This window comes from Corallococcus sp. CA047B (genome assembly GCF_003612065.1).
In the GTDB taxonomy this organism is placed as follows: Bacteria; Myxococcota; Myxococcia; order Myxococcales; family Myxococcaceae; genus Corallococcus; species Corallococcus praedator.
The window spans coordinates 1-19,070 of the sequence record NZ_RAWD01000072.1; the positions used below are offsets into that span (position 1 = coordinate 1).

Sequence of the window (19,070 nt, forward strand, 5' to 3'; positions counted from 1 at the left end):
CGAAGGAGGGGGAAGGGGTGGGCTAAACTCTCTGAATCGCTTGCATTTTCCGGTCTGTTGTCCTAGGCAGTCAAGGCCCGGATGAGGGGGATACGCAGGTGCTTCCCCCACCGGCCGGGCTACCAACAACACGGCGCCGCGAGACCTTCCGCAAGGGTGAATCGCGGGCGCTTCCGACCGTGAAGTGACGACAATGGACGGTTTGAATCCCCGGAAGGTCTTCTCCCTCCTGTTCATCATCGGCATCGCCGTGGTGTTCACGCTCCAGTTCGGCCCCGGCAGCAACGGGTTCAGCACGGGCGGCGACGCGGCGCCCACCTCGGGTGCGGCCGCGGTGGTGAACGGCAAGGAGATCCCCCTGCGCGACTTCAGCATGGCCTGGTCGCGGCAGATGAACTTCCTGCGCTCGCAGGGCAGCCCCATCCCGGAGTCGATGGCCCGCCAGTTCGGCATGGACAAGCAGGTGCTCGACCGCCTGGTGAACGCGGAGCTGCTCGCCCAGGCGGCGGAGCGCCACGGCATCAACCCGTCGGATGAGGAGCTGCGCAAGCTCATCCACCAGAACACGGACTTCCACGCCAAGGAGGGCGGGTTCGACTTCGCGCGCTACCAGCAGGTGCTGCGCGACTTCTACCGCCGCACGCCGCAGGAGTACGAGCAGGAGCTGCGCCGGCAGATGGCCGCGCAGAAGATGCTCGACCTGGTGCGCACGGGCGCCGTGGTGTCGGACGACGAGGTCCGCGCGCGCTACGAGAAGGACGGCAACCAGGCGAAGCTGGTGTTCGCGCGCTTCCTGCCCACCATGTTCGTGGACAAGGTCCCGGCGCCCACGCCCGCGCAGCTGGCGGAGTTCCAGAAGGCGCACGAGAAGGAGATCAGCGACTACTACACGGCCAACAGCTTCGTCTACAACGTGCCGGAGCGCATCCGCGCCCGTCAGATCCTGGTGAAGGTGGCCCCGGACGCGACGGCCGAGCAGAAGGCCCAGGCGAAGGCGAAGGCGGAAGGCCTGCGCAAGGAGCTGGACGCGGGCAAGGACTTCGCGACCCTGGCGCGCGCCAGCAGCGACGACGACGCCACCAAGGCCAAGGGCGGCGAGCTGGGCTGGGTGGAGCGCAACACGTGGGACCCCACCCTGGCCGGCGCGGCGTTCGCGCTCAAGGCCGGTGAGGTGACGCAGCCGGTGGAGTCTCCGCTGGGCGTGCACCTGGTGAAGGTGGAGGAGAAGAAGGACGCGCAGAACAAGAAGCTGGAGGACGTGAAGGCGGAGATCGCCACCACCCTCTACAAGCAGGACCAGGCCAAGAGCCTGGCGAAGGCGGAGGCCGACAAGGCCCTGGCCGCGGTGAAGGCCGGCAAGTCCCTCAAGGAGCAGTTCCCGGTCGCGGCGGGCCAGCAGCCGGCCATCCAGCGCTTCGAGACGGAGACGAAGCCGGAGGCGGTGGAGACCGACAGCTTCACGGCGGCGGGCGACTCCGTGCCGCACCTGGGCCCCGCGCCCGGCCTCGTGAAGGCCACCTTCGAGGCCTCCGCGCCCAAGGCGCTGGACGAGGTCTTCACCGTGGGCGAGGCGAACGTCGTCGCGCAGGTGGTGGAGCGGGAGAAGCCGGACACCGCGGGCTTCGACAAGCGCAAGGAGGAGCTGCGCACCCAGGCCCGTCAGGCCAAGCAGATTGAGCTGACGGAGTCCTTCCTCAAGTCGCTGCGCAAGAGCGGCAACGTCGTCATGAACACCGAAGCCATCGACTCGGTGCTGGGCGCCGCGGGGTAGTCCCGCCGGACAGCGCGGTTCGTTTCAGCGGGCGAAGGGGACCTCCATGCGGGGGACCTCTTCGCCCGTGACGCGTTCAGCGACCGCGACGGCGTCACGGCCCTTGCCCTTGGCCGCGTACATGGCGAAGTCCGCCGCGCGGATGAGGTCCGTGGAGGACGTGGCGTGGTCCGGGAAGGACGCCACCCCGACGCTCGCGGTGAGCGCCACGTCCAGCCCCTGCTCGCGCAGGAAGCGCTGGCCCCGGAAGGCCTCGCAGATGCGCTGGGCGATGACCTGCGCGCCGTCGGTGTCTGTCTCAATCAACATCACCGCGAACTCGTCGCCGCCGTAGCGGAAGACCGCGTCCAGGTTGTGGCGGCCCAGGCTGATGAGCAGGTCGCCCACCTCCTTGAGCGTGGCGCTGCCCACCAGGTGCCCGTGCCGGTCGTTGATGGACTTGAAGTGGTCCAGGTCCAGGAACACGAGCGACAGCGGGTGACGGAAGCGCGCCGAGCGCTTCACCTCCTGCTCCAGTTGCGCGCGCAGGTGCCGCGCGTTGAAGCAGCCGGTGTGCTCGTCGGTGATGGTGAGTTCCTGCACCCGGCGGAAGTTGCGCGCGTTCTCGATGGCGATGGCCGCGTAGTCCGCGATGGCCGTGAGCGTGGTGAGGTCCTCGGGCGTGAAGCCCGGTTCGGTGGGGCCGTTGACCAGCTCGATCACGCCCAGCACCCGCTCGCGCGCCACCAGGGGCACGGCCAGCAGGGAGCGGGTGTGGAAGGCGGAGGCCTCATCGAAACGGGGCGCGAAGCTGGGGTCCCCGCCTACGTCGTGCACGAGCCGGGGCGTGGCGGAGGCGAACACCGCCCCGGCGATGCCCTCGCCGGGGTTGAGCTGCAGGCCCTTGAGCGCCTCGGCGCCCTCGCCCACGGCGATCTCGAAGTAGAGCTTTCCGCTGCGCTCGTCTTGAAGGATGAGAGACCAGTTGCGCGGCCGGAGCAGCGCGCTGACCTTCTGCATCACGAGCGTGAGCACTTCGCGCAGCTCCAGCGTGGAGGTCAGCGCCTTGGCCATCTCGTTGTAGGCGGCCAGTTGTTCCACTGTCCGCTTCATGGCCGACAGGAGGTCCGCGGGGTTCATCGGGATGCCCTCCGGAGCGCAGGTCTGCTAAGGCCCGCGGGTCGCGCTACACGACCCGCCCATGGATCCAACCACTTTGCTCGTTCTCGCCTCCGCTTCGCCCCGGCGCAAGGATTTATTGGCCCAACTGGGCCTGCGCTTCACCGTGACAGCAGCGGATATCGATGAAACGCCGATGGCCGGAGAAATTGCGCGAAACTATGTGCAACGGCTCGCGGAGGAGAAGGCGCGGACGGTGGCAGCCCACCATCCGGACGCATGGGTGCTGGCCGCGGACACCACGGTGGCCCTGGGTTCTGAGCTGATGGGAAAGCCCCGGGACGCGGCCGAGGCGCGCGCCATGCTGGGCCGGTTGTCCGGTCGCACGCACGAGGTCTTCACCGGCATCGCGGTGGCGGGCCGCTCCCGCGCGTCTCAGGTCGTCCGCACCCAGGTGACCTTCCGGGCGCTCTCTTCGGAGGAGATCGCCTGGTACGCGGACACCGGCGAACCCCTGGACAAGGCGGGGGCCTACGCCATCCAGGGCAAGGGCGGCTTCCTGGTCGCCTCCGTGGACGGCAGCCCCACCAACGTCATTGGCCTGCCGCTGGGCGAAACGCTCGCCCTGCTCCAGGAGGCCGGCCTCCCCCTGCCCTGGAAGAAGGCGACCTCCCCATGAGCACCTCCGTGGCGGACAACCTGGCGCGGGTGCGCGAGCGCGTGGCGAAGGCCTGCGCGAGCGCGGGGCGGCCGGAGTCGTCGGTGACGCTGGTGGCGGTGTCCAAGCTCAAGCCCGCGGCGCTCATCCGCGAGGCGTACGCCGCCGGGCAGCGCGACTTCGGGGAGAACTACGCCCAGGAGCTGCGCGACAAGGCGACGGAGCTCCAGGACCTGGACGGGCTGCGCTGGCACGCCATTGGCGCGCTGCAGACGAACAAGGTGAAGTACGTGGCCCGCGTCGCGCACGCCTTCCATGCGCTGGAGCGGTGGGAGGTCGCGGCCGAGCTGTCGAAGCGGCGCGAAGGCGCGCCTCCCCTGCCCTGCTATGTGGAGCTCAACCTGGGGCAGGAGGACACCAAGCACGGGCTCTCCCCGGAGGCGCTGGGGGACTTCCTCACCCGCGTGCGGACCTTGCCGAACCTCCAGCCGGTGGGGCTGATGGCGCTGCCGCCCCCCACGGACGACGTGGCGCGGATGCGCGAGGGCTTCGCCCGCCTGCGCGAGCTGGCCCACGCCCATGCGCTGACGTCGCTGTCCATGGGCACCACGCACGACTTCGAGCAGGCCATCCTGGAAGGCGCCACCGTCGTGCGCGTGGGCACCGCCATCTTCGGCGAGCGCACCTAGGCAGCGCGCCCTCCACCAGGGCTCACGCCGACTTGAGCTTGAGCTTGCCCTCGCTGCTGACGCGGGCCTCGAACTCGCTGCCGCAGTACATGCAGCGGACCTCTTCCTTATCGAAGAACGTGTCGATGCCCACGTTGTGGGCGCTGCAGTCGGGGCACTCGAACTCGTCGAAGGAACGGCTGCCGCTCGCGGCACCTGCTTCCTTGGCGAAGTCGTCGTCGTCGAACTGGCCATTGCTGGACATGGGCGGAGGCTCCTCAGGTGGGGGCGAGGCGGCCTGGAAGGCTACCAGCCCCGGGCGGCGGGGCGCACCGGGAAGCCTGATGCTGGGCATCCAGGCGGGCGGGCGGGACTGTCCGCCATTTGTCAGCGGTGGCCGCTCGCATGTACCCCTGTGCCCCCGCCCTCCTCCAGCGCCCTGCCTTCGCTGGAGCGTCCGGGGGGCGGCCGGACGACTTTGAATGTCCGCGCACGCATGGCCGTCCTGGAAATGTCCGGTGGTGGGGTCGGTTGCGTTGCGCGGTTGGCTTGGGCGGACCGGCCACCTAACTTGCAAGCAAGGGAGCACACCCGATGCGCAGTCTGTCCAGGTGGGGGTTCACGGCGGCGATGGTCGGACTCATGGGGTCCGCGCTCGCGCACGCCCAGGAGCCCGCCGCGGCGGCGTTCGGCCCGGGTGAACAGGCCCAGTACCGGGTGAAGTACCTGGGGATGACCGCGGGCAGCGCGACGGTGACGGTGGGCGCGCCCATGACGCAGTGGGGCCAGAGCGTGTGGCCCATCGTGGCGCTGGCGAAGTCCGACGACATCGTCGGCCTCTACCCCGTCAAGAGCCGCTACGTGTCGTACTGGAACGCCGCGACGCAGCGGGTGACGGGCAGCGACCTGCACTCGGAGGAGAATCGCAAGCGCCGCCGGCAGCGCATCCAGCTCACCGACGACAGCAAGGGCGCGAAGGTCGTGAAGCAGAAGGAGAGCGACCCGCCGCGTGAGACGAACCACGAGCTGCCGGACGGCACGCTGGACATGACGGGCGCGGCCTTCTCGCTGCGAGGCCAGGACCTCACGGTGGGCCGCACGTACACGTACCCGGTGTTCACCGGCAGCAAGGTGTTCACGCTGAGCGCCACGGTGGAGGGCCGCGAAACGCTGGCCACCCTGATGGGTCCGCGCGACGCCTTCCGCGTGCGCGTGCACACCGAATTCGGCGGCAGCATGGAGTCCAAGCGCGACCTCACCGCGTACTTCACGACGGACGCGCGCCACGTGCCGCTGCGCATGGAGGCGGACTTCGCGCTGGGCTCCATCGTGGTGGAGATGACCGACTACAAGCCGGGCCGCGCGGTGGCGGTGGCCCGCGCGGACGACTGACCAGGGACGACGGGAAGGTCGTCCCAAGGGGAAGGCAGGGGGCATGGGCGTGGTGGGATGGGCGTGGGCAGTGTCGGCGGTGCTCTCAGCCGCTCCGGCGGCACCTCAAGTGGTGTCGCCGCTGGTGAAGGTGCGGCCGGACGCGACGCCGAAGGGCGCTGGCCAGGCCCGCCTGAGCGCGGCGCGCGGCGAGTGCGAGGCCACGCAGGTCGTGCTCCCCAAGGGCGTGACGCGCGTGACGATGAAGCCCCTGGCCCTCAAGGGTCCGGGCGCGCCGCTCACCGTGGACGCGTGGCGCGAGGCGTACCTGGACGTGAAGACGCCGTCCAACGGCCAGGGGCAGGCCGGGCCGTGGCCCGACGCGCTGGTGCCGCTGTCGGCGCCCGCCAATCCCAGACACCCCACCGTCGTCTACGTGGAGGTGTGCGTTCCGGCGAAGCAGGCCCCGGGCACGTACTCCGGAAGCCTGAGCGCTTCAGCGGACGGCAAGGAGCTGCCGGAGGTGCCCTTCTCCGTGGAGGTGCAGCCCTTCGAGCTGCCGGCCACGTCCTCGCTGCCCAACAGCTTCGGCATCTCGCTGTACAGCATCGCGAAGGGGCACGGCCTCGCGGCCGACTCGCCGGAGGCGAAATCGCTGCTGCGCGCGTATGGCAAAGCGCTCCTGGAGCACCGGGTGAGCGCGCACGGCATGGGCATGGATCCGCCGGGCGTGAAGTTCCAGGACGGCCGCGCGGTGGTGGACTGGGCCGCGTACGACGCGGAGATGGCGCCCTTCCTGGACGGCAGCCTGCTGCCCTCCGGCGCGCGCTTCACCACCAGCGACGTGCGCGACAGCAAGAAGGCCTCCACGGACGCGGAGAAGACGGCGTACTACCGCGCCTTCCAGAAGCACTTCGAGGACAAGGGCTGGCCCGCGCAGCTCTTCTTCTACGCCAAGGACGAACCGAAGCCGGAGGACGTGCCGCTCGTGAAGGCGCAGTCCAAGCGCGTGCGCGACGCGGGGGGCGGCATCCCGGTGCTCGTCACCAGCCCGCTGGACGCGGCGCTGCAGGGCTCGGCGGACATCCTCACGCCCACGCTCAACTGCTTCTACCCGCGCGAGGGCCCGCAGACGTGCCGCGCGGTGGCGAACACCGCGTCCGTGCGCACCCGACTGCCGCCGCGCACGAAGGTGTGGTGGTACCAGAGCTGCAACTCGCACGGCTGCACCGGCGGCACGCCCCCGGACGCGAAGCTGGACCAGGCCTACAGCGACTGGGCCTCGTACATGGTGGACCACCCCGCCCCGCTCAACCGCGCCATGGGCGTGCTGGCCTACGCCAGCGGCGTGGACGGCGAGCTCTATTTCGATACTGTTTTCGCCTACAACACGAAGAAGGATGTCTGGACGGACCTCTTCGAGTTCGGCGGCAACGGGGACGGCACCCTCTTCTACCCGGGCACGCCCGCGAAGCTGGGGGGAAGCGAGCACCAGCCGGTGGTGTCCCTGCGGCTGAAACACATCCGTGACGGGCTGGAGGACTATGAATACCTGCGCCTGCTCACGCAGCTGGGTGACGGCGCCTTCGCCCGGACGGCGGCGAAGCGGCTGGCGAAGTCAGGGTATGAAATCTCCCGGGACCCGGGAGAATGGGAAGCAGTGCGTCGGGAAGTGACGGCGCGGCTGGTGAAGCAGTGGGCGTCTGAACAAGCGAAGGGCTCCGGACGTCGGACTTCCGGGGGCACCCCGTAGTCACTCCCCCTGGGAGGAAGCAGAATGATCTCCATGCGCACCCTCGTCGCGGCCTGTCTCGCCTTCAGTGCCGCCACCGCCTGGGCCCAAGAGGCCCAACCCTTCAAGATGCCCGTCCTCCCGCACATGCGGGCGGCCGCGACAGTGGACGCGGCCGCGCCCGACGGTGGAACGGCCGCCGAGCCGGGCGCGAACACCGGGGATGCGCAGGCCCCCGCGGCCCCCAACGAGCCCGCCATCGCGGTGAAGCCCTGCGACCAGGGGCTGCCCACGCTGAAGACGCCGCTCGCGTTCAAGCCCGGGGAGCTTTTGGAGTTCGACATGGACGCCATGGGCGCCAAGGCGGGCAGGCTCACCATGCGCGTGCAGCGGCAGGCCAACGGTGCGCTGCCGGTGCTGGTGGAGGCGCAGACGAACACCCTGTTCTCCAAGGTGCGCCGGGTGCGCGGCAGCGCGACCAGCTACCTGCACCCGCGCACGCTGCGCCCCTCGCGCTACACCGAGGACGCGGTGGAGAACGAGCAGCGCCGCAAGGTGAACGTGGCCTTTGGCGCGCAGGACCGCAGCGTCAAGGTGGACTACCAGATCGCGGACCGGCCCAAGGGCCAGTACAACTACACCTGGGACAAGGACGGCCTGGACGTCGCGGGCGCCATCTACCTCATCCGCCAGCTGCCCCTGAAGAAGGACCTGCCGGTGTGCTTCGACGTGTACGGCATCCGCCGCATGTGGCGCCTGACGGCCACCGTGGTGGAGCGCGAACACGTGTCGCTGCCCCTGGGCGAGTTCGAGGCCTGGCACCTGTCCGGCACCGCCGTGCGCCTGGACCGGCCGTCCCAGACGCGCGACGTGCACGTCTGGATCACCGACGACGAGCGCCGCCTGCCGCTGGCCGCCGTGGGCGCCATCGACCTGGGCGCCGTGCGCCTCACCCTGTCCGCCGTCACCCGCCCCGGTGAGAAGCCCATGGAGGCCCAGGGCAAGGAAGATCTCAAGTGGTGACGTGGGGTTGAACCGAAGCCCCCCAGGGCCCGCCTCCTCCGGGAGCGCGGGCTTTGCTTGCCTCACAAAATGAGAATGGTTTGCAAAGTCAAAAACCCGGGCGTAGGGTGCGCGCCGCCCGATGCGCCCCCATCTCCTGAACCCGCTGCTGTCGTTGCTGTTCGCGCCCCTGTTGCTGCTGCCGCTGGCGGCCCGTGCGCAGTCGTACCGGGCGCATGACGAAGGCCGGTCGCGGCGCGGTCGCTTCATGGACGAGTCGCGCATCGGGGAGCCGGAGAAGAACGAAGTCATCACGGTGGGCAGCAAGCCGAAGCTGGATCTGGACGTGAATGCCTACGCGGATCTCCAGTTCGCGTACTTCAACTACGGGGAGAACCAGAACCGGGCGAACGGGTCGCAGAAGGACTCGCGGCTCGTCTTCGACACGACGCGGCTGGTGCTGGAGCTGGAGGCGGGGCTGCCGGAGTACGGCATCGAGGCGGAGTTCGAGGTGGAGTTCGAGCACGGCGGCGCGGGCGCGGCGCTGGAGCTGGAGTACGAGGAGTTCGGCGAGTTCGACACCGACGTGGAGAAGGCGGGCGAAGCGCTGGTGGAGGAGCTGTACCTGACGAAGAAGCTGGGCCGGAACCTGGAGGTTTCGGTGGGCCGCTTCTACGTCGCGGTGGGCACGCTCTTCGCGGACTACCGCCCCACGGACTATCTGGGCACCATCCGCTCCGAGGCGGAGACGCGCATCATCCCCAACACGTGGAACGACATGGGGATGCAGCTGCGGCTGGACATCCCCTGGGGCCTGCGGCTCACCGGGCAGGTGGTGAACGGCCTGGACTCCACGGGCTTCAACTCCAACACGTGGGTGGCCACGGGCCTGCAGCAGCGCTTTGAACTGGTGCGCGCGTCGGACCTGGCCGGGGTGCTGCGCGCGGACGTGAAGCGCTTTGCCGGCTTCATCTTCGGCGTGTCCGCCTACTACGGCGGCACCACGCGCAACCGGCCCAAGCCGGACCTGGTGAAGCAGTGCGACGACGCGAACCCGAACGTGGTGGCACCGTGCGGCTACGTGAGCGCGCCGCTGTTCGTCGCGGACGCGCACCTGTCGGTGAACCGGGCCGGCTGGCGGGCGCACGCGATGGTGATGTACGGCCACCTGGGCAACGCCGCCGCTGTGTCCGCGCGCAACGCGCGTCTGTCCAACCTGCTCAACGTGCTGCGCACGCCGGTGTCCGACAACGCGCTCACCGCGTGGGGCGAGCTGGGCTACGACATCGCGCCGGCGCTGGGCCTGGACGGCAACCACCGGCTGGAGCCGTACGTCCGCATCGACTACATGGATTCGCAGTTCAGGCCTCGCGCGGAGCTGTTCGACAACCCGCGCTTCGAGCGCACCGTCTACACCGTGGGCACCAGCTACACGCTCGCGGGCCTCGCCGTCATCAAGCTCGACTTCGGACAGCGCCGCATGGGCTCGTCCGCGTTCCGTCCGGAGAACACGCTCCGGATGTCGACGGGCTTCGTCTACTGACGGCCTTCCCCAACTGATTGAAACGCCGTTGCAGCCACGTCCTTGAAAGGGTCATCCATGTTCTCCCGTTCCCTGAAGTTCTCCCTGCTGGTTGGCGGTGCGCTCGTGCTGGGCGCCTGCGGTGACGACGACGACGGCGGCGACCTGGAGTCGCTGGATCAGCAGCTGGTCATCAACTTCGCGGACGCGGTGGTGGTGCCCACCTACAACCTGCTCGCCACGCGCATGGTGGAGCTGGACGCGGCGGCGCTGGCGCTGAAGAACGAGCCCAGCGCGGCGAACCTGAAGCGGGCGCAGGACGCGTGGTTCGCCGCGCGCGTGCCGTGGGAGCAGAGCGAGGCGTTCCTCTTCGGGCCGGTGGACAGCTACGGCTGGGACCCCGCGCTGGACAGCTGGCCGGTGAACCGCACGGACCTGGACGCGGTGCTCGGCAACAGCGACGTGCTCTCCCAGGCGTACGTGAGCAACCTGCAGGAGACGCAGAAGGGCTACCACACCACGGAGTACCTGCTCTTCGGCGAGGGCGTGACGAAGAAGCCGGAGGACTTCAACGCGCGGCAGTTCGAGTACCTGCTCGCGCTCACCGCGGAGCTCAAGGCGGTGTCCGGCAACCTGGCGGCGTCCTGGACGGCGGGCGTGAACGGGCAGGCGCCGTACCGCGACACGCTGGCCAAGGCCGGCGAGGCGGGCAACACCGCGTACCCCACGGTGGAGGCGGGCGCGCAGGAGATGCTGGGCGGCGTGCTGGTCATCCTGGACGAGGTGGCCAACGGGAAGATCGCCGACCCGTACGACGCGAAGGACGCGAACCTGGTGGAGAGCCAGTTCGCGCTCAACTCGCTGTCGGACTTCACCAACAACATGCGCAGCGTGGAGAACGTCTACCTGGGCCACATGCCGGGCGTCGCCGCCAAGGGACTGTCCATGTCGGACGTGGTGAAGACGCGCGACTCGGCGCTGGACATGCGCGTGAAGGCGGAGCTCGCGGCGGCCATCGCGGCGCTGGGCAAGGTGCCGGAGCCGTTCCCGGTCTCCATCAAGGACCCGGCCTCCGCGGATGAAATCGAAGCGGCGCAGGAGGCCATCCGCAAGCTGCACGACACCTTCCAGGTGGACGTGAAGGCTGTCATCCTGCCGTGATGCTGGACCGAGGGAACGCGATGCGACAGGCATTGGGACTCGGGGCACTGCTGTGGCTCGTGGGCTGCGGCGACAGCGAACCCGAAGTCCCGGAGGCCCCGCGCGCGGGGGGCGCCACCACCATCGACGACCGCACGTCGCGGGCGTTCGCGTACGCCGCCCCCAACCTCACCGCGGAACATGAAGCGCTGCACCGCGAGGGCGACGCCGCCTTCGCGGCCGTCTTCGTGCCCGGCCCTGCCCCGGTGAACCCGGGGCTGGGGCCCGCGTACAACAACGCCTCGTGCAATGGCTGCCACCTGCGCAACGGCCGGGGCATGCCGGTGATGGGCGGAGGCCCGCAGCGCACGCAGCTGCTGGTGCGCGTGAGCCTTCCGGACGGCACGCCGGACCCTCCCCATGGCGCGGTGCCGGTGCCGGGGCTGGGCTTCCAGATTCAAGATCAGGCCGTCCATGGCGCCTCTCCCGAAGCCAGCGTGACGCTGTCGTGGGTGGAGAGCGCGGGCACGTACGCGGACGGCACGGCCTACGGCCTGCGCTCACCGCGAGTGGCCATCGTCCTGCGGGACGGCTCCTCCCCGCCCGCGAACATGCGGATGTCGCTGCGCCTGCCGCCACCCGTGGTGGGCCTGGGGCTGCTGGAAGCGGTGACGCTGGACACGCTGCGGGCGCTCGAGGACCCCACCGACGCGAACGGCGACGGGGTGTCCGGGCGGCTGAACACCGTGTGGGACGTGCAGGCGCGCGCGCTCGCGCCGGGCCGCTTCGGTTGGAAGGCGAACAGCCCCAACCTGCACCAGCAGTCAGCGGAGGCGTACTTCAACGACATGGGGGTTTCGAATCCCCTCTTCCCGGAGGCGGACGGCACCTTCGAGTTGCCCGAGGACACGCTGGACGCGGCGGTCTTCTACGCGCAGTCGCTGGGGGTGCCGGCGCGCACCGCGCTGGACGACGCGACGGTGAAGCGCGGCGAGGCGAAATTCCGGGACCTGGGCTGCATCACCTGCCACCGCGACACGCTGGAGACGGGCGAGCATCCGGTGGCGGAGGTGGCCCACCAGCGCATCCACCCGTATTCGGATCTGCTGCTGCACGACCTGGGACCGGGCCTGGCGGACGGGCGGCCGGATGGGGACGCCACCGGCTCCGAGTGGCGCACCGCGCCCCTGTGGGGCCTGGGCCTGACACACACCATCCTTCCGTACTCGGGCTGGCTGCACGACGGCCGCGCCCGCACGCTGGAAGAGGCGGTGCTGTGGCACGGCGGCGAGGCGGAGCGGGCCCGCGAGGGCTTCCGCAACCTGTCCGCGAGCGACCGGGCCGCGCTGGTGCGCTTCCTCCAGTCGCTGTAGGGCCCGGACGACTACCCGCGGCGAATCATCCCGGCGGCCTGGGACATCCGGCGGCGCAGGTGCGTCACCGCTTCGTGCAGGTCCTCCAGTCGCTGGAGCACGTGGAGGTCCTCGCCCGCGTTCAGCAGGGCCCCCGGCGTGAGCGTGTCGCGCTGAAGGGCCTGGAGCAGGTCGTGGAAGTGGGCCTGCACGTCGCCCAGCGCGTCCAGTCCCTCGCGGAGGTCGTCCTCCACGAAGTCCAGGAGGACGGTGGCGTCCGCGCGCGCGGGCAGGGCCTGGGCCAGACGCTCCACCGCCCCGCGGACGGGGTCGGTGCGGCGCAACATCGCGGTGGTGGCGAGGGCTGCGACGGGAGAGGGCATGTCCAGGACGCTACAGGCGCGTAGCGTCCGGTCAATTTTCCCGCCCCCTGCCCTCCGGTGCGAAAGGCCCCCGCCGAAGCGGCGTCAGCGCCCGGCTGGGGCCGCCGGAGCACCTGTCGCGGGCGCGGCGTTGGCCGGCGCGGCGTTGGCGGGCGCGGGCGTGGCCGGCAGCGCGGTGCCAGGAGACGAATTCAGCGGCGCGGGCGTCCCCAGCAGCGGCGCGGGCGTGCCGGTGTTCAGCGGCGCGGGCGTCCCCAGGATGGGCGACGGCGGCGTAGTGGAGGACTGCGTCAGCGGCGGCACCGTGGCGAGGATGCCCGGACTCACCTGGCTGGTGCCCACGAAGGTGTTGAAGTCCAGCGCGGACACCTGCGGCGTCATGAAGCCTCCCACTGACACGCCTCCCACCGTGGGCGGTGTGGCGAACGTCCCCTGCCCCACCGTGTCCGAGGAGCCCGGCGCCACCCCCGACACGACCGCGGGCGGATTCGTCGGCGCGGACGGCGCGAACGAACCGCTGAACGTGGAGGGCGAATCCGACGGCAGCGACGGCACCGTCGTCGTGGCCGGCGTCGTCTCCCTGGAACCCACCGGCCCCGTGCCCGACGTCGTCCCCACCGTCCCGCTGCCGCCCGTGCCCTGCGTGGCCGGAGCGAAGCTCGGAGGGGACATCGGCGCCACCGCCTCCGGGAACGCCGTGGGCAACACCGGCGTGAGACCCGCCAGGTAGGCCGGCAGCTCCCCTTCGCTCGGCACCACCGCCACGGACGGCACCGTCACGCCATCCACGCGGATGGAGACCTCGTCGAAGACAAACTGGAGGAACCCGCGCGGCTCCTGCTGCGGCGGCAGGTTCCACACCACCACCACCAGCTCCGCGTCACCCGGGCGCGCCTCGCGCAGGATGCGCTTGGTGTCGTCGTCCGCGAACGTGCCCGCGTCCAGCGCCGCCACATGCACCAGCGCCGAGTCCGTCAGCAGCGCCCCGTTGCGCCACACGCTGCCAATGCCCCACACCGCCATCGCCGCGTGCGCCCGCGTCGTCGCGCGCCACCCGATGCCACTGTCGCCGTAGAGCGGCACGCCCATCAGCACGCCGCCTTCGATGACGTGCGGAGGAGGTCGGGGGAGCGGCCCCTCGGGGGCCCGCGCCATCGCCTGGGCGGGCGGAAAACCCGCCTGCGTCAGCTCGACGCGGTAGTCCGCGCCCCCGATGCGCAGGCTCGCGCTGAGCTGGGCCTTGTCCCCGAAGGTCGCGTTGGCCATGCCCACGCGGTCCTGCACGGACAGGGACACCTGCCCCGTGCCGCGCTCGGCCAGGTCACTGAATGGAAGCGGACCCTGGATGAAATACCCGCCCGGCTGCTCGGTCCTCGCGCTGGCCTGCCGGCCCTCGAACGTGAACCCGTCGCTCCCTGGCGCCGCCGCCAGGACACCGGACATCAAGATGCTCGTGAGGATTGAACCCGCCATCGACGCTGCCTCCCTTGGAGTTGAAGGTAGGCAGCGGAGCGGGCCGTGGCACGCCCCGGGACTAAATCAGGCCGCGGGCGCGGCGGATCTGCTCGACGGTCTTGTTGTACTCGATGTCGAAGGCGCTCGTGCCTTCCTGCAGGTGCTTCAGCCGCGAGCGGGCTTCCCGGTCGATCTCATCGTCCACGTCCAGGTGCTTCTTCATTCCCTGGAACATCTTCTGACGCAGAACGTTATCGGGAGAGAAGACCTCCTCCACGTTCCGGCTGATGAGCAGGAATTCGATCATCTGGTTGATGACGTACTCGATGCCCTCGTCCCCCATCTTGAAGCCGCGCACATCCGCCATCTCGCGCTTCACCTGGTTGAACTTGGAGTAGTCATATCCCCGACGCTCCAGGGCCTCTCGCGTCGCCTGGTTCACACGCTCTTCGTTGGCGAGGTACTCGCGCATGATGGCGGAGAGGTCCATCTCGGCGTCAGCCACGCGCATCGGCTCCACCTCGATGTCCCCGTCCTGCATGAGCTGCTGAATGGCCTCGCGCGAGATGATCGGGATCACCTTCGGATACAGCCTCATGTCGGTCCTCGTCCTCTTCAAACGTGCTCGGATCTTCAACCGCTATAAAACAGCGCCGAGCATGGTCGCAATGAAAAACCCTAGGAACGTCGCGGGTTCCAGCGGCCAGCCCCCCCCGGCGTCCGAACCGGAACTTAATCATGCCGTACCCGGTGGCGACCCTCCATCCGCTTTTTCGTGCGCTGCATTTTCCCGCGACGGTTCGCTCGCGTCGTCCAGGCTGGCTTCGCGCACCGGGTCCTCGGTGTCGTCCTCGGGGTCGCCATGCAGGCCCGCGTGGACGCGCTCGGCCATCGCCGGCCCTACGACTTCGGCCAGCTCCTCGATGCTGGCGTCCCCCACCCGCTTGAGAGAACCGAAGTGGCGCAGCAACATCTTCCGCCTTCCTTCGCCCACGCCGGGAATGTCCTCCAGCGCCGAGCGCATGGCGCTCTTTCGCATGGACTTGCCCTGGAAGGTGATGGCGAAGCGGTGGGCTTCGTCACGCATGCGCGTGAGCATGAACATTTCCGCCGAGTTCTGGGGCAGGACGATGGGGTCCTTGCGGCCCAGCACGAAGACGCGCTCGGGGCTCTTCGCGCTCTCCGCGTCCCGGTCGAAGACCTCCTGGTCGCGGCTCTTGGCCAGGCCCACCACGTCCACGCCCTCCACGCCCAGGTCCTTCATGGCCGCGTGCGCGCTGGCGAGCTGGCCCTTGCCACCGTCGATGACGAGCAGGTCCGGCAGGTCCCCATCCTCCAGGCCCCGCTTGAGCCGGCGGGTGATGACCTCGTACATGCTGGCGAAGTCGTCCTGCTTGTCCACCGTCTTGATCTTGTACTTGCGGTAGCGCGACTTGTCCGTCTCCCCGTCCGTCACCGCCACCTGCGAGGCGACGATGGAGGAGCTCTGGAAGTGGGAGATGTCGTAGCACTCCATCCGGCGCGGGAAGTTGCGCAGGCCCAGCTTGGACTGGAGCCGTGACAAGACCGTGTCCGTCTCGTCCTTGGTGCGCTTTCGCTCCACGAACGCCTGCTCCGCGTTCTTCACCGCCATGTTCACCAGTTCATGCTTCTCCCCGCGCTTGGGGACGAACACCTTCACGCGGTCGCCCCGGCGCTCGGTGAGCAGGGCCTCCAGGCCGTCCGTGCCGTCGCCGGGCTCCAGGGGCAGGAGCACCTCCTCCGGCACGAAGCCGCCCTGGTCGTAGTAGAGGTTCACGAACGAGGCGAGCAGCTCGTCGTCCGGGAACTCCTGGCTGCCGAAGGGGAAGGCCTGGCCGCCGTTGAGCCGGCCCTGCCGCACGTGCAGCACGTAGAACAGGATGCGGTCGCCCTCGCGGAAGAAGGCGAACACGTCCTGGTCCTTGAAGTCGCTGGTCGCCACCTTCTGGCGCTCCAGGCTGCGTTCAATGGCGAGCAGCTGGTCGCGCACCCGCGCGGCCTCCTCGAACTTCAGCTCGGACGCCGCGCGCTTCATGCGCATGCGCAGCCCTTCGGTCAGCTCCCCCGCCTTGCCCTCCAGGAACATGGCCACCTCGTCCACGCTCTTGCGGTAGTCCTCCTGGGACACCGGGAAGACGCACGGGGCCGGGCACCGCCCGATTTGATGGAGCAGGCACGGCCGCTTGCGGTTGGCCAGCACGTGGTCCGTGCAGGTGCGCAACTGGAAGAAGCGGTTGATGAGGCGCAGCGTTTCGCGGATGGCGCCCGCGCTGGAGTACGGGCCGAAGTAGCGCGCGCCGTCCTTCTCGTACTTGCGCACCACCTCCAGCCGGGGGAACGGCTGGTGGCGGTCCAGGCGCAGGGAGATGAACTGCTTGTCGTCCTTGAGCAGGACGTTGAAGCGCGGCTTGTGCTTTTTGATCAGCTCGTTTTCGAGGAGGAGCGCTTCCTTCTCGTTGTGGACGAGCACCGTCTCCAGGTCGCCCAGCATCGTGTCCAGCATGGACACGAAGACGCGGGTGTCGCCGGTGCGGGTGAAGTAGCTGCGCACCCGGCTGCGAAGGTTGATGGCCTTGCCGACGTAGATGATCTGCCCGCGCTTGTCCTTCATCAGGTACACGCCGGGCTCGGTGGGCAGCGCGTCCAGCTTCTCCTGCAGCCGGATGTCCATGCGGGATGGCTCCTAGTTCTTCGCCCGCGAGCGGCCGGACGGCTTCGCCGAGGAACCGCCTGAAGTCCCGCCGGACGAACCGCCGCCCGACGGACGCCCACGTCCGCGCCCCCCCTTCTTCGGGGTGGTGCCCGGCGCGTCCACCGCCTTGGGCGGCGCGCGCAGGAGCGACCTGGACGGCGGCTTGAGGCCCAGGTCCATGTCCTTGAGCAGCTGGACGCGGTCGCGGAACTCGGCGGCCTTCTCGAACTGCATGTCGTCCGCGGCCTTGAGCATCTCCTGGTTGAACTCCCCGATGAGGCGTTTGATCTCCTTGGCCTCCAGCAGGTCGTTCTCCCCTTCCGCCGCCATGGGCAGCGCGCCGGCCTGAGCGTCGTAGTCCGGGATGTTCTCGGAGAAGTTCTGGATGTTGCTCTTCACCGAACGCGGCGTGATGCCGTGCTCGGTGTTGTAGGCGGTCTGGATGGTGCGGCGGCGGGACGTCTCCTCGATGGCCCGCTTCATCGAGTCCGTCATCTGGTCCGAGTACATGATGACGCGGCCGTTCAGGTTGCGCGCCGCGCGGCCGATGGTCTGGATGAGCGACACGTGGCTGCGCAGGAAGCCTTCCTTGTCCGCGTCCAGGATGGCGACGAGCGACACCTCCGGGATGTCCAGGCCCTCGCGCAGCAGGTTGATGCCCACGAGCACGTCGAACTCGCCCCGGCGCAGGTCGCGGATGATGGCCATGCGCTGGATGGCGTCGATGTCCGAGTGCAGGTAGCGCACCTTCACGCCCACGTCGCTGTAGTACTCGGTGAGGTCCTCCGCCATGCGCTTGGTGAGCGTCGTCACCAGCACGCGCTCGTTGCGCGACACGCGCACGCGGACCTCTTCCAAGAGGTCGTCCACCTGGTTGCCGGCGGGGCGCGTCTCCACCTCCGGATCGATGAGGCCCGTGGGGCGGATGATCTGCTCCACCACCACGCCCTTGGACTTCTGCAGCTCGTACTCGGCGGGCGTGGCGGAGACGAAGACGGCCTGCTGCACCATCTCCTCGAACTCCACGAACTTCAGCGGCCGGTTGTCCAGGGCGCTGGGCATGCGGAAGCCGAAGTTGACCAGCGTCTCCTTGCGCGCGCGGTCGCCGCGGTACATGGCGCCAATCTGGGACACCGTCTGGTGGCTCTCGTCGATGAGCACCAGCATGTTGCGCGGGAAGTAGTCGATGAGGCACGGGGCCGACTCGCCCGGCGCGCGCCCGGTGAAGTGGCGCGAATAGTTCTCGATGCCGTTGCAGTAGCCGACCTGTTCGATCATCTCCAGGTCGAACATGGTGCGCTGCTCCAGCCGCTGCGCCTCCAGCAGCTTGCCTTCCGCCTTGAACTTCTGGAGCTGTTCCGCCAGTTCCTCGCGAATGGTGCGCATGGCGCTCTGGCGCGCCTCCGGGCCCGCGACGTAGTGGCTGGCGGGGAAGATGACGATCTTCTCCAACTGCCCCAGCGTCACGCCGCGCAGCGGGTCGAACTCGGTGATGCGCTCCACCTCGTCGCCGAAGAAGCTGACGCGCACGGCGCGCTCTTCCTCGTAGATGGGGAACACCTCCACGGTGTCGCCCCGGGCGCGGAAGGTGCCGCGGTGGAAGTCCAGGTCGTTGCGCTCGTACTGGGCCTCCACGAGCTTGCGCATGAAGCCGTCGCGGCCCATGTCCTCGCCCACCTGCGCGCGGATGGCCAGGTCCACGTAGCTGCGCGCGGCACCCAGGCCGTAGATGCAGGACACGCTGGCCACGATGATGACGTCGTCGCGCGTGCGCAGGCTGTGCGTCGCCGAGTGGCGCATCCGTTCGATGTTCTCGTTGATGGACGAGTCCTTCTCGATGAAGGTGTCCGTCGACGGAACGTAGGCCTCGGGCTGGTAGTAGTCGTAATAGGAGACGAAGTACTCGACGGCGTTGTTCGGGAACAGGCCCTTGAACTCACCGTAGAGCTGCGCGGCCAGCGTCTTGTTGTGCGCGATGACCAGCGTGGGCCGCTGCACGTTGGCGATGAGGTTCGCCATCGTGAACGTCTTGCCCGAACCGGTGACGCCCAGGAGGGTCTGGTAGCGGTCGCCGCGCAGCAGGCCCTCGGTCAACTCACCGATGGCCCTGGGCTGGTCGCCCTGGGGCGAATGGTCACTGACGAGTTGGAACTCCGGCATGGGCAGGGATCTAACATCCCGGATGCCCCCCCACTGAACCTTCGT

16 protein-coding genes are annotated in these 19,070 nt (G+C 69.2%); 9 read left to right on the forward strand and 7 right to left on the reverse strand.

The annotated features are described in order from the left end of the window. The first annotated feature begins 193 nt into the window (after nt 1-193). Complete coding sequence (locus D7X74_RS14080; RefSeq protein WP_120533465.1) at nt 194-1,771, forward strand: peptidylprolyl isomerase; 1,578 nt, start codon at nt 194-196, stop codon at nt 1,769-1,771. A 24-nt stretch (nt 1,772-1,795) separates the two neighbouring features. Here D7X74_RS14080 and D7X74_RS14085 read toward each other — a convergent pair whose 3' ends face one another. Next, complete coding sequence (locus D7X74_RS14085) at nt 1,796-2,890, reverse strand: sensor domain-containing diguanylate cyclase (protein WP_120533466.1); 1,095 nt, start codon at nt 2,888-2,890, stop codon at nt 1,796-1,798. A 61-nt stretch (nt 2,891-2,951) separates the two neighbouring features. Here D7X74_RS14085 and D7X74_RS14090 point away from each other — a divergent pair, with 61 nt between their 5' ends. Both D7X74_RS14090 and D7X74_RS14095 read left to right on the forward strand, forming a co-directional pair. Next, nucleotides 2,952-3,548 carry a nucleoside triphosphate pyrophosphatase gene (locus D7X74_RS14090; RefSeq protein ID WP_120533467.1) on the forward strand — a complete coding sequence of 199 codons (597 nt, stop codon included), beginning with the start codon at nt 2,952-2,954 and terminating at the stop codon, nt 3,546-3,548. Beyond that, nucleotides 3,545-4,216: a YggS family pyridoxal phosphate-dependent enzyme gene (locus tag D7X74_RS14095; protein ID WP_120533468.1), complete on the forward strand. Its 672-nt coding sequence runs from the start codon at nt 3,545-3,547 to the stop codon at nt 4,214-4,216. The genes D7X74_RS14090 and D7X74_RS14095 overlap by 4 nt, the downstream gene beginning before the upstream one ends. Nucleotides 4,217-4,238: 22 nt before the next feature. On the opposite strand, the gene D7X74_RS14100 is transcribed toward D7X74_RS14095, so the two are convergent. Beyond that, nucleotides 4,239-4,460: a hypothetical protein gene (locus D7X74_RS14100; RefSeq protein ID WP_120533469.1), complete on the reverse strand. Its 222-nt coding sequence runs from the start codon at nt 4,458-4,460 to the stop codon at nt 4,239-4,241. 329 nt (nt 4,461-4,789) lie between these two features. Here D7X74_RS14100 and D7X74_RS14105 point away from each other — a divergent pair, with 329 nt between their 5' ends. From D7X74_RS14105 to D7X74_RS14130, 6 genes are all read left to right on the forward strand, one after another. Further along, nucleotides 4,790-5,587 (forward strand): DUF3108 domain-containing protein, encoded by a 798-nt coding sequence (locus D7X74_RS14105; RefSeq protein WP_120533470.1) that lies wholly within the window; start codon nt 4,790-4,792, stop codon nt 5,585-5,587. Between the two features lie 43 nt (nt 5,588-5,630). Then, entirely contained in the window at nt 5,631-7,319 is a 1,689-nt protein-coding gene (locus D7X74_RS14110) for a DUF4091 domain-containing protein (RefSeq protein WP_120533471.1), read from the forward strand. A gap of 24 nt (nt 7,320-7,343) precedes the next feature. Further along, nucleotides 7,344-8,321, forward strand: coding sequence for a DUF3108 domain-containing protein (locus tag D7X74_RS14115; protein WP_120533472.1), 978 nt, complete (start codon nt 7,344-7,346; stop codon nt 8,319-8,321). Between the two features lie 121 nt (nt 8,322-8,442). Further along, a complete protein-coding gene (locus tag D7X74_RS14120; protein ID WP_233602095.1) occupies nt 8,443-9,843 on the forward strand; it encodes a hypothetical protein in 1,401 nt (466 codons plus the stop codon). Nucleotides 9,844-9,900: 57 nt separating this feature from the next. Continuing rightward, entirely contained in the window at nt 9,901-10,983 is a 1,083-nt protein-coding gene (locus tag D7X74_RS14125) for an imelysin family protein (protein ID WP_120533473.1), read from the forward strand. A gap of 20 nt (nt 10,984-11,003) precedes the next feature. Continuing rightward, on the forward strand, nt 11,004-12,335 hold the full coding sequence (locus D7X74_RS14130) for a di-heme oxidoredictase family protein (protein WP_120533490.1): 1,332 nt from the start codon (nt 11,004-11,006) through the stop codon (nt 12,333-12,335). 11 nt (nt 12,336-12,346) lie between these two features. Here D7X74_RS14130 and D7X74_RS14135 read toward each other — a convergent pair whose 3' ends face one another. The 5 genes from D7X74_RS14135 to uvrB form a co-directional block, all read right to left on the reverse strand. Then, entirely contained in the window at nt 12,347-12,697 is a 351-nt protein-coding gene (locus D7X74_RS14135; protein ID WP_120533474.1) for a hypothetical protein, read from the reverse strand. Between the two features lie 84 nt (nt 12,698-12,781). Beyond that, the gene (locus tag D7X74_RS14140) at nt 12,782-14,170 is read right to left on the reverse strand and encodes a hypothetical protein (protein ID WP_120533475.1); all 1,389 of its coding nucleotides are present in this window, start codon (nt 14,168-14,170) and stop codon (nt 12,782-12,784) included. A gap of 61 nt (nt 14,171-14,231) precedes the next feature. Continuing rightward, on the reverse strand, nt 14,232-14,750 hold the full coding sequence (locus tag D7X74_RS14145; protein WP_120533476.1) for a DUF507 family protein: 519 nt from the start codon (nt 14,748-14,750) through the stop codon (nt 14,232-14,234). A gap of 138 nt (nt 14,751-14,888) precedes the next feature. Beyond that, nucleotides 14,889-16,844 carry an excinuclease ABC subunit UvrC gene (gene uvrC / locus D7X74_RS14150; protein WP_120533477.1) on the reverse strand — a complete coding sequence of 652 codons (1,956 nt, stop codon included), beginning with the start codon at nt 16,842-16,844 and terminating at the stop codon, nt 14,889-14,891. A 12-nt stretch (nt 16,845-16,856) separates the two neighbouring features. Beyond that, nucleotides 16,857-19,025, reverse strand: a complete 2,169-nt coding sequence (gene uvrB / locus D7X74_RS14155; RefSeq protein WP_120533478.1) for an excinuclease ABC subunit UvrB — start codon at nt 19,023-19,025, stop codon at nt 16,857-16,859. Nucleotides 19,026-19,070 lie beyond the last annotated feature (45 nt).

What these genes read in the sequence shown, in the direction of transcription:
- D7X74_RS14080 (WP_120533465.1), top strand. Translation starts at nt 194, where the DNA reads ATGGACGGTTTGAATCCCCGGAAGGTCTTCTCCCTCCTGTTCATCATC.
- D7X74_RS14085 (WP_120533466.1), bottom strand. Translation starts at nt 2,890, where the DNA reads ATGAACCCCGCGGACCTCCTGTCGGCCATGAAGCGGACAGTGGAACAA.
- D7X74_RS14090 (WP_120533467.1), top strand. Translation starts at nt 2,952, where the DNA reads ATGGATCCAACCACTTTGCTCGTTCTCGCCTCCGCTTCGCCCCGGCGC.
- D7X74_RS14095 (WP_120533468.1), top strand. Translation starts at nt 3,545, where the DNA reads ATGAGCACCTCCGTGGCGGACAACCTGGCGCGGGTGCGCGAGCGCGTG.
- D7X74_RS14100 (WP_120533469.1), bottom strand. Translation starts at nt 4,460, where the DNA reads ATGTCCAGCAATGGCCAGTTCGACGACGACGACTTCGCCAAGGAAGCA.
- D7X74_RS14105 (WP_120533470.1), top strand. Translation starts at nt 4,790, where the DNA reads ATGCGCAGTCTGTCCAGGTGGGGGTTCACGGCGGCGATGGTCGGACTC.
- D7X74_RS14110 (WP_120533471.1), top strand. Translation starts at nt 5,631, where the DNA reads ATGGGCGTGGTGGGATGGGCGTGGGCAGTGTCGGCGGTGCTCTCAGCC.
- D7X74_RS14115 (WP_120533472.1), top strand. Translation starts at nt 7,344, where the DNA reads ATGATCTCCATGCGCACCCTCGTCGCGGCCTGTCTCGCCTTCAGTGCC.
- D7X74_RS14120 (WP_233602095.1), top strand. Translation starts at nt 8,443, where the DNA reads ATGCGCCCCCATCTCCTGAACCCGCTGCTGTCGTTGCTGTTCGCGCCC.
- D7X74_RS14125 (WP_120533473.1), top strand. Translation starts at nt 9,901, where the DNA reads ATGTTCTCCCGTTCCCTGAAGTTCTCCCTGCTGGTTGGCGGTGCGCTC.
- D7X74_RS14130 (WP_120533490.1), top strand. Translation starts at nt 11,004, where the DNA reads ATGCGACAGGCATTGGGACTCGGGGCACTGCTGTGGCTCGTGGGCTGC.
- D7X74_RS14135 (WP_120533474.1), bottom strand. Translation starts at nt 12,697, where the DNA reads ATGCCCTCTCCCGTCGCAGCCCTCGCCACCACCGCGATGTTGCGCCGC.
- D7X74_RS14140 (WP_120533475.1), bottom strand. Translation starts at nt 14,170, where the DNA reads ATGGCGGGTTCAATCCTCACGAGCATCTTGATGTCCGGTGTCCTGGCG.
- D7X74_RS14145 (WP_120533476.1), bottom strand. Translation starts at nt 14,750, where the DNA reads ATGAGGCTGTATCCGAAGGTGATCCCGATCATCTCGCGCGAGGCCATT.
- uvrC (WP_120533477.1), bottom strand. Translation starts at nt 16,844, where the DNA reads ATGGACATCCGGCTGCAGGAGAAGCTGGACGCGCTGCCCACCGAGCCC.
- uvrB (WP_120533478.1), bottom strand. Translation starts at nt 19,025, where the DNA reads ATGCCGGAGTTCCAACTCGTCAGTGACCATTCGCCCCAGGGCGACCAG.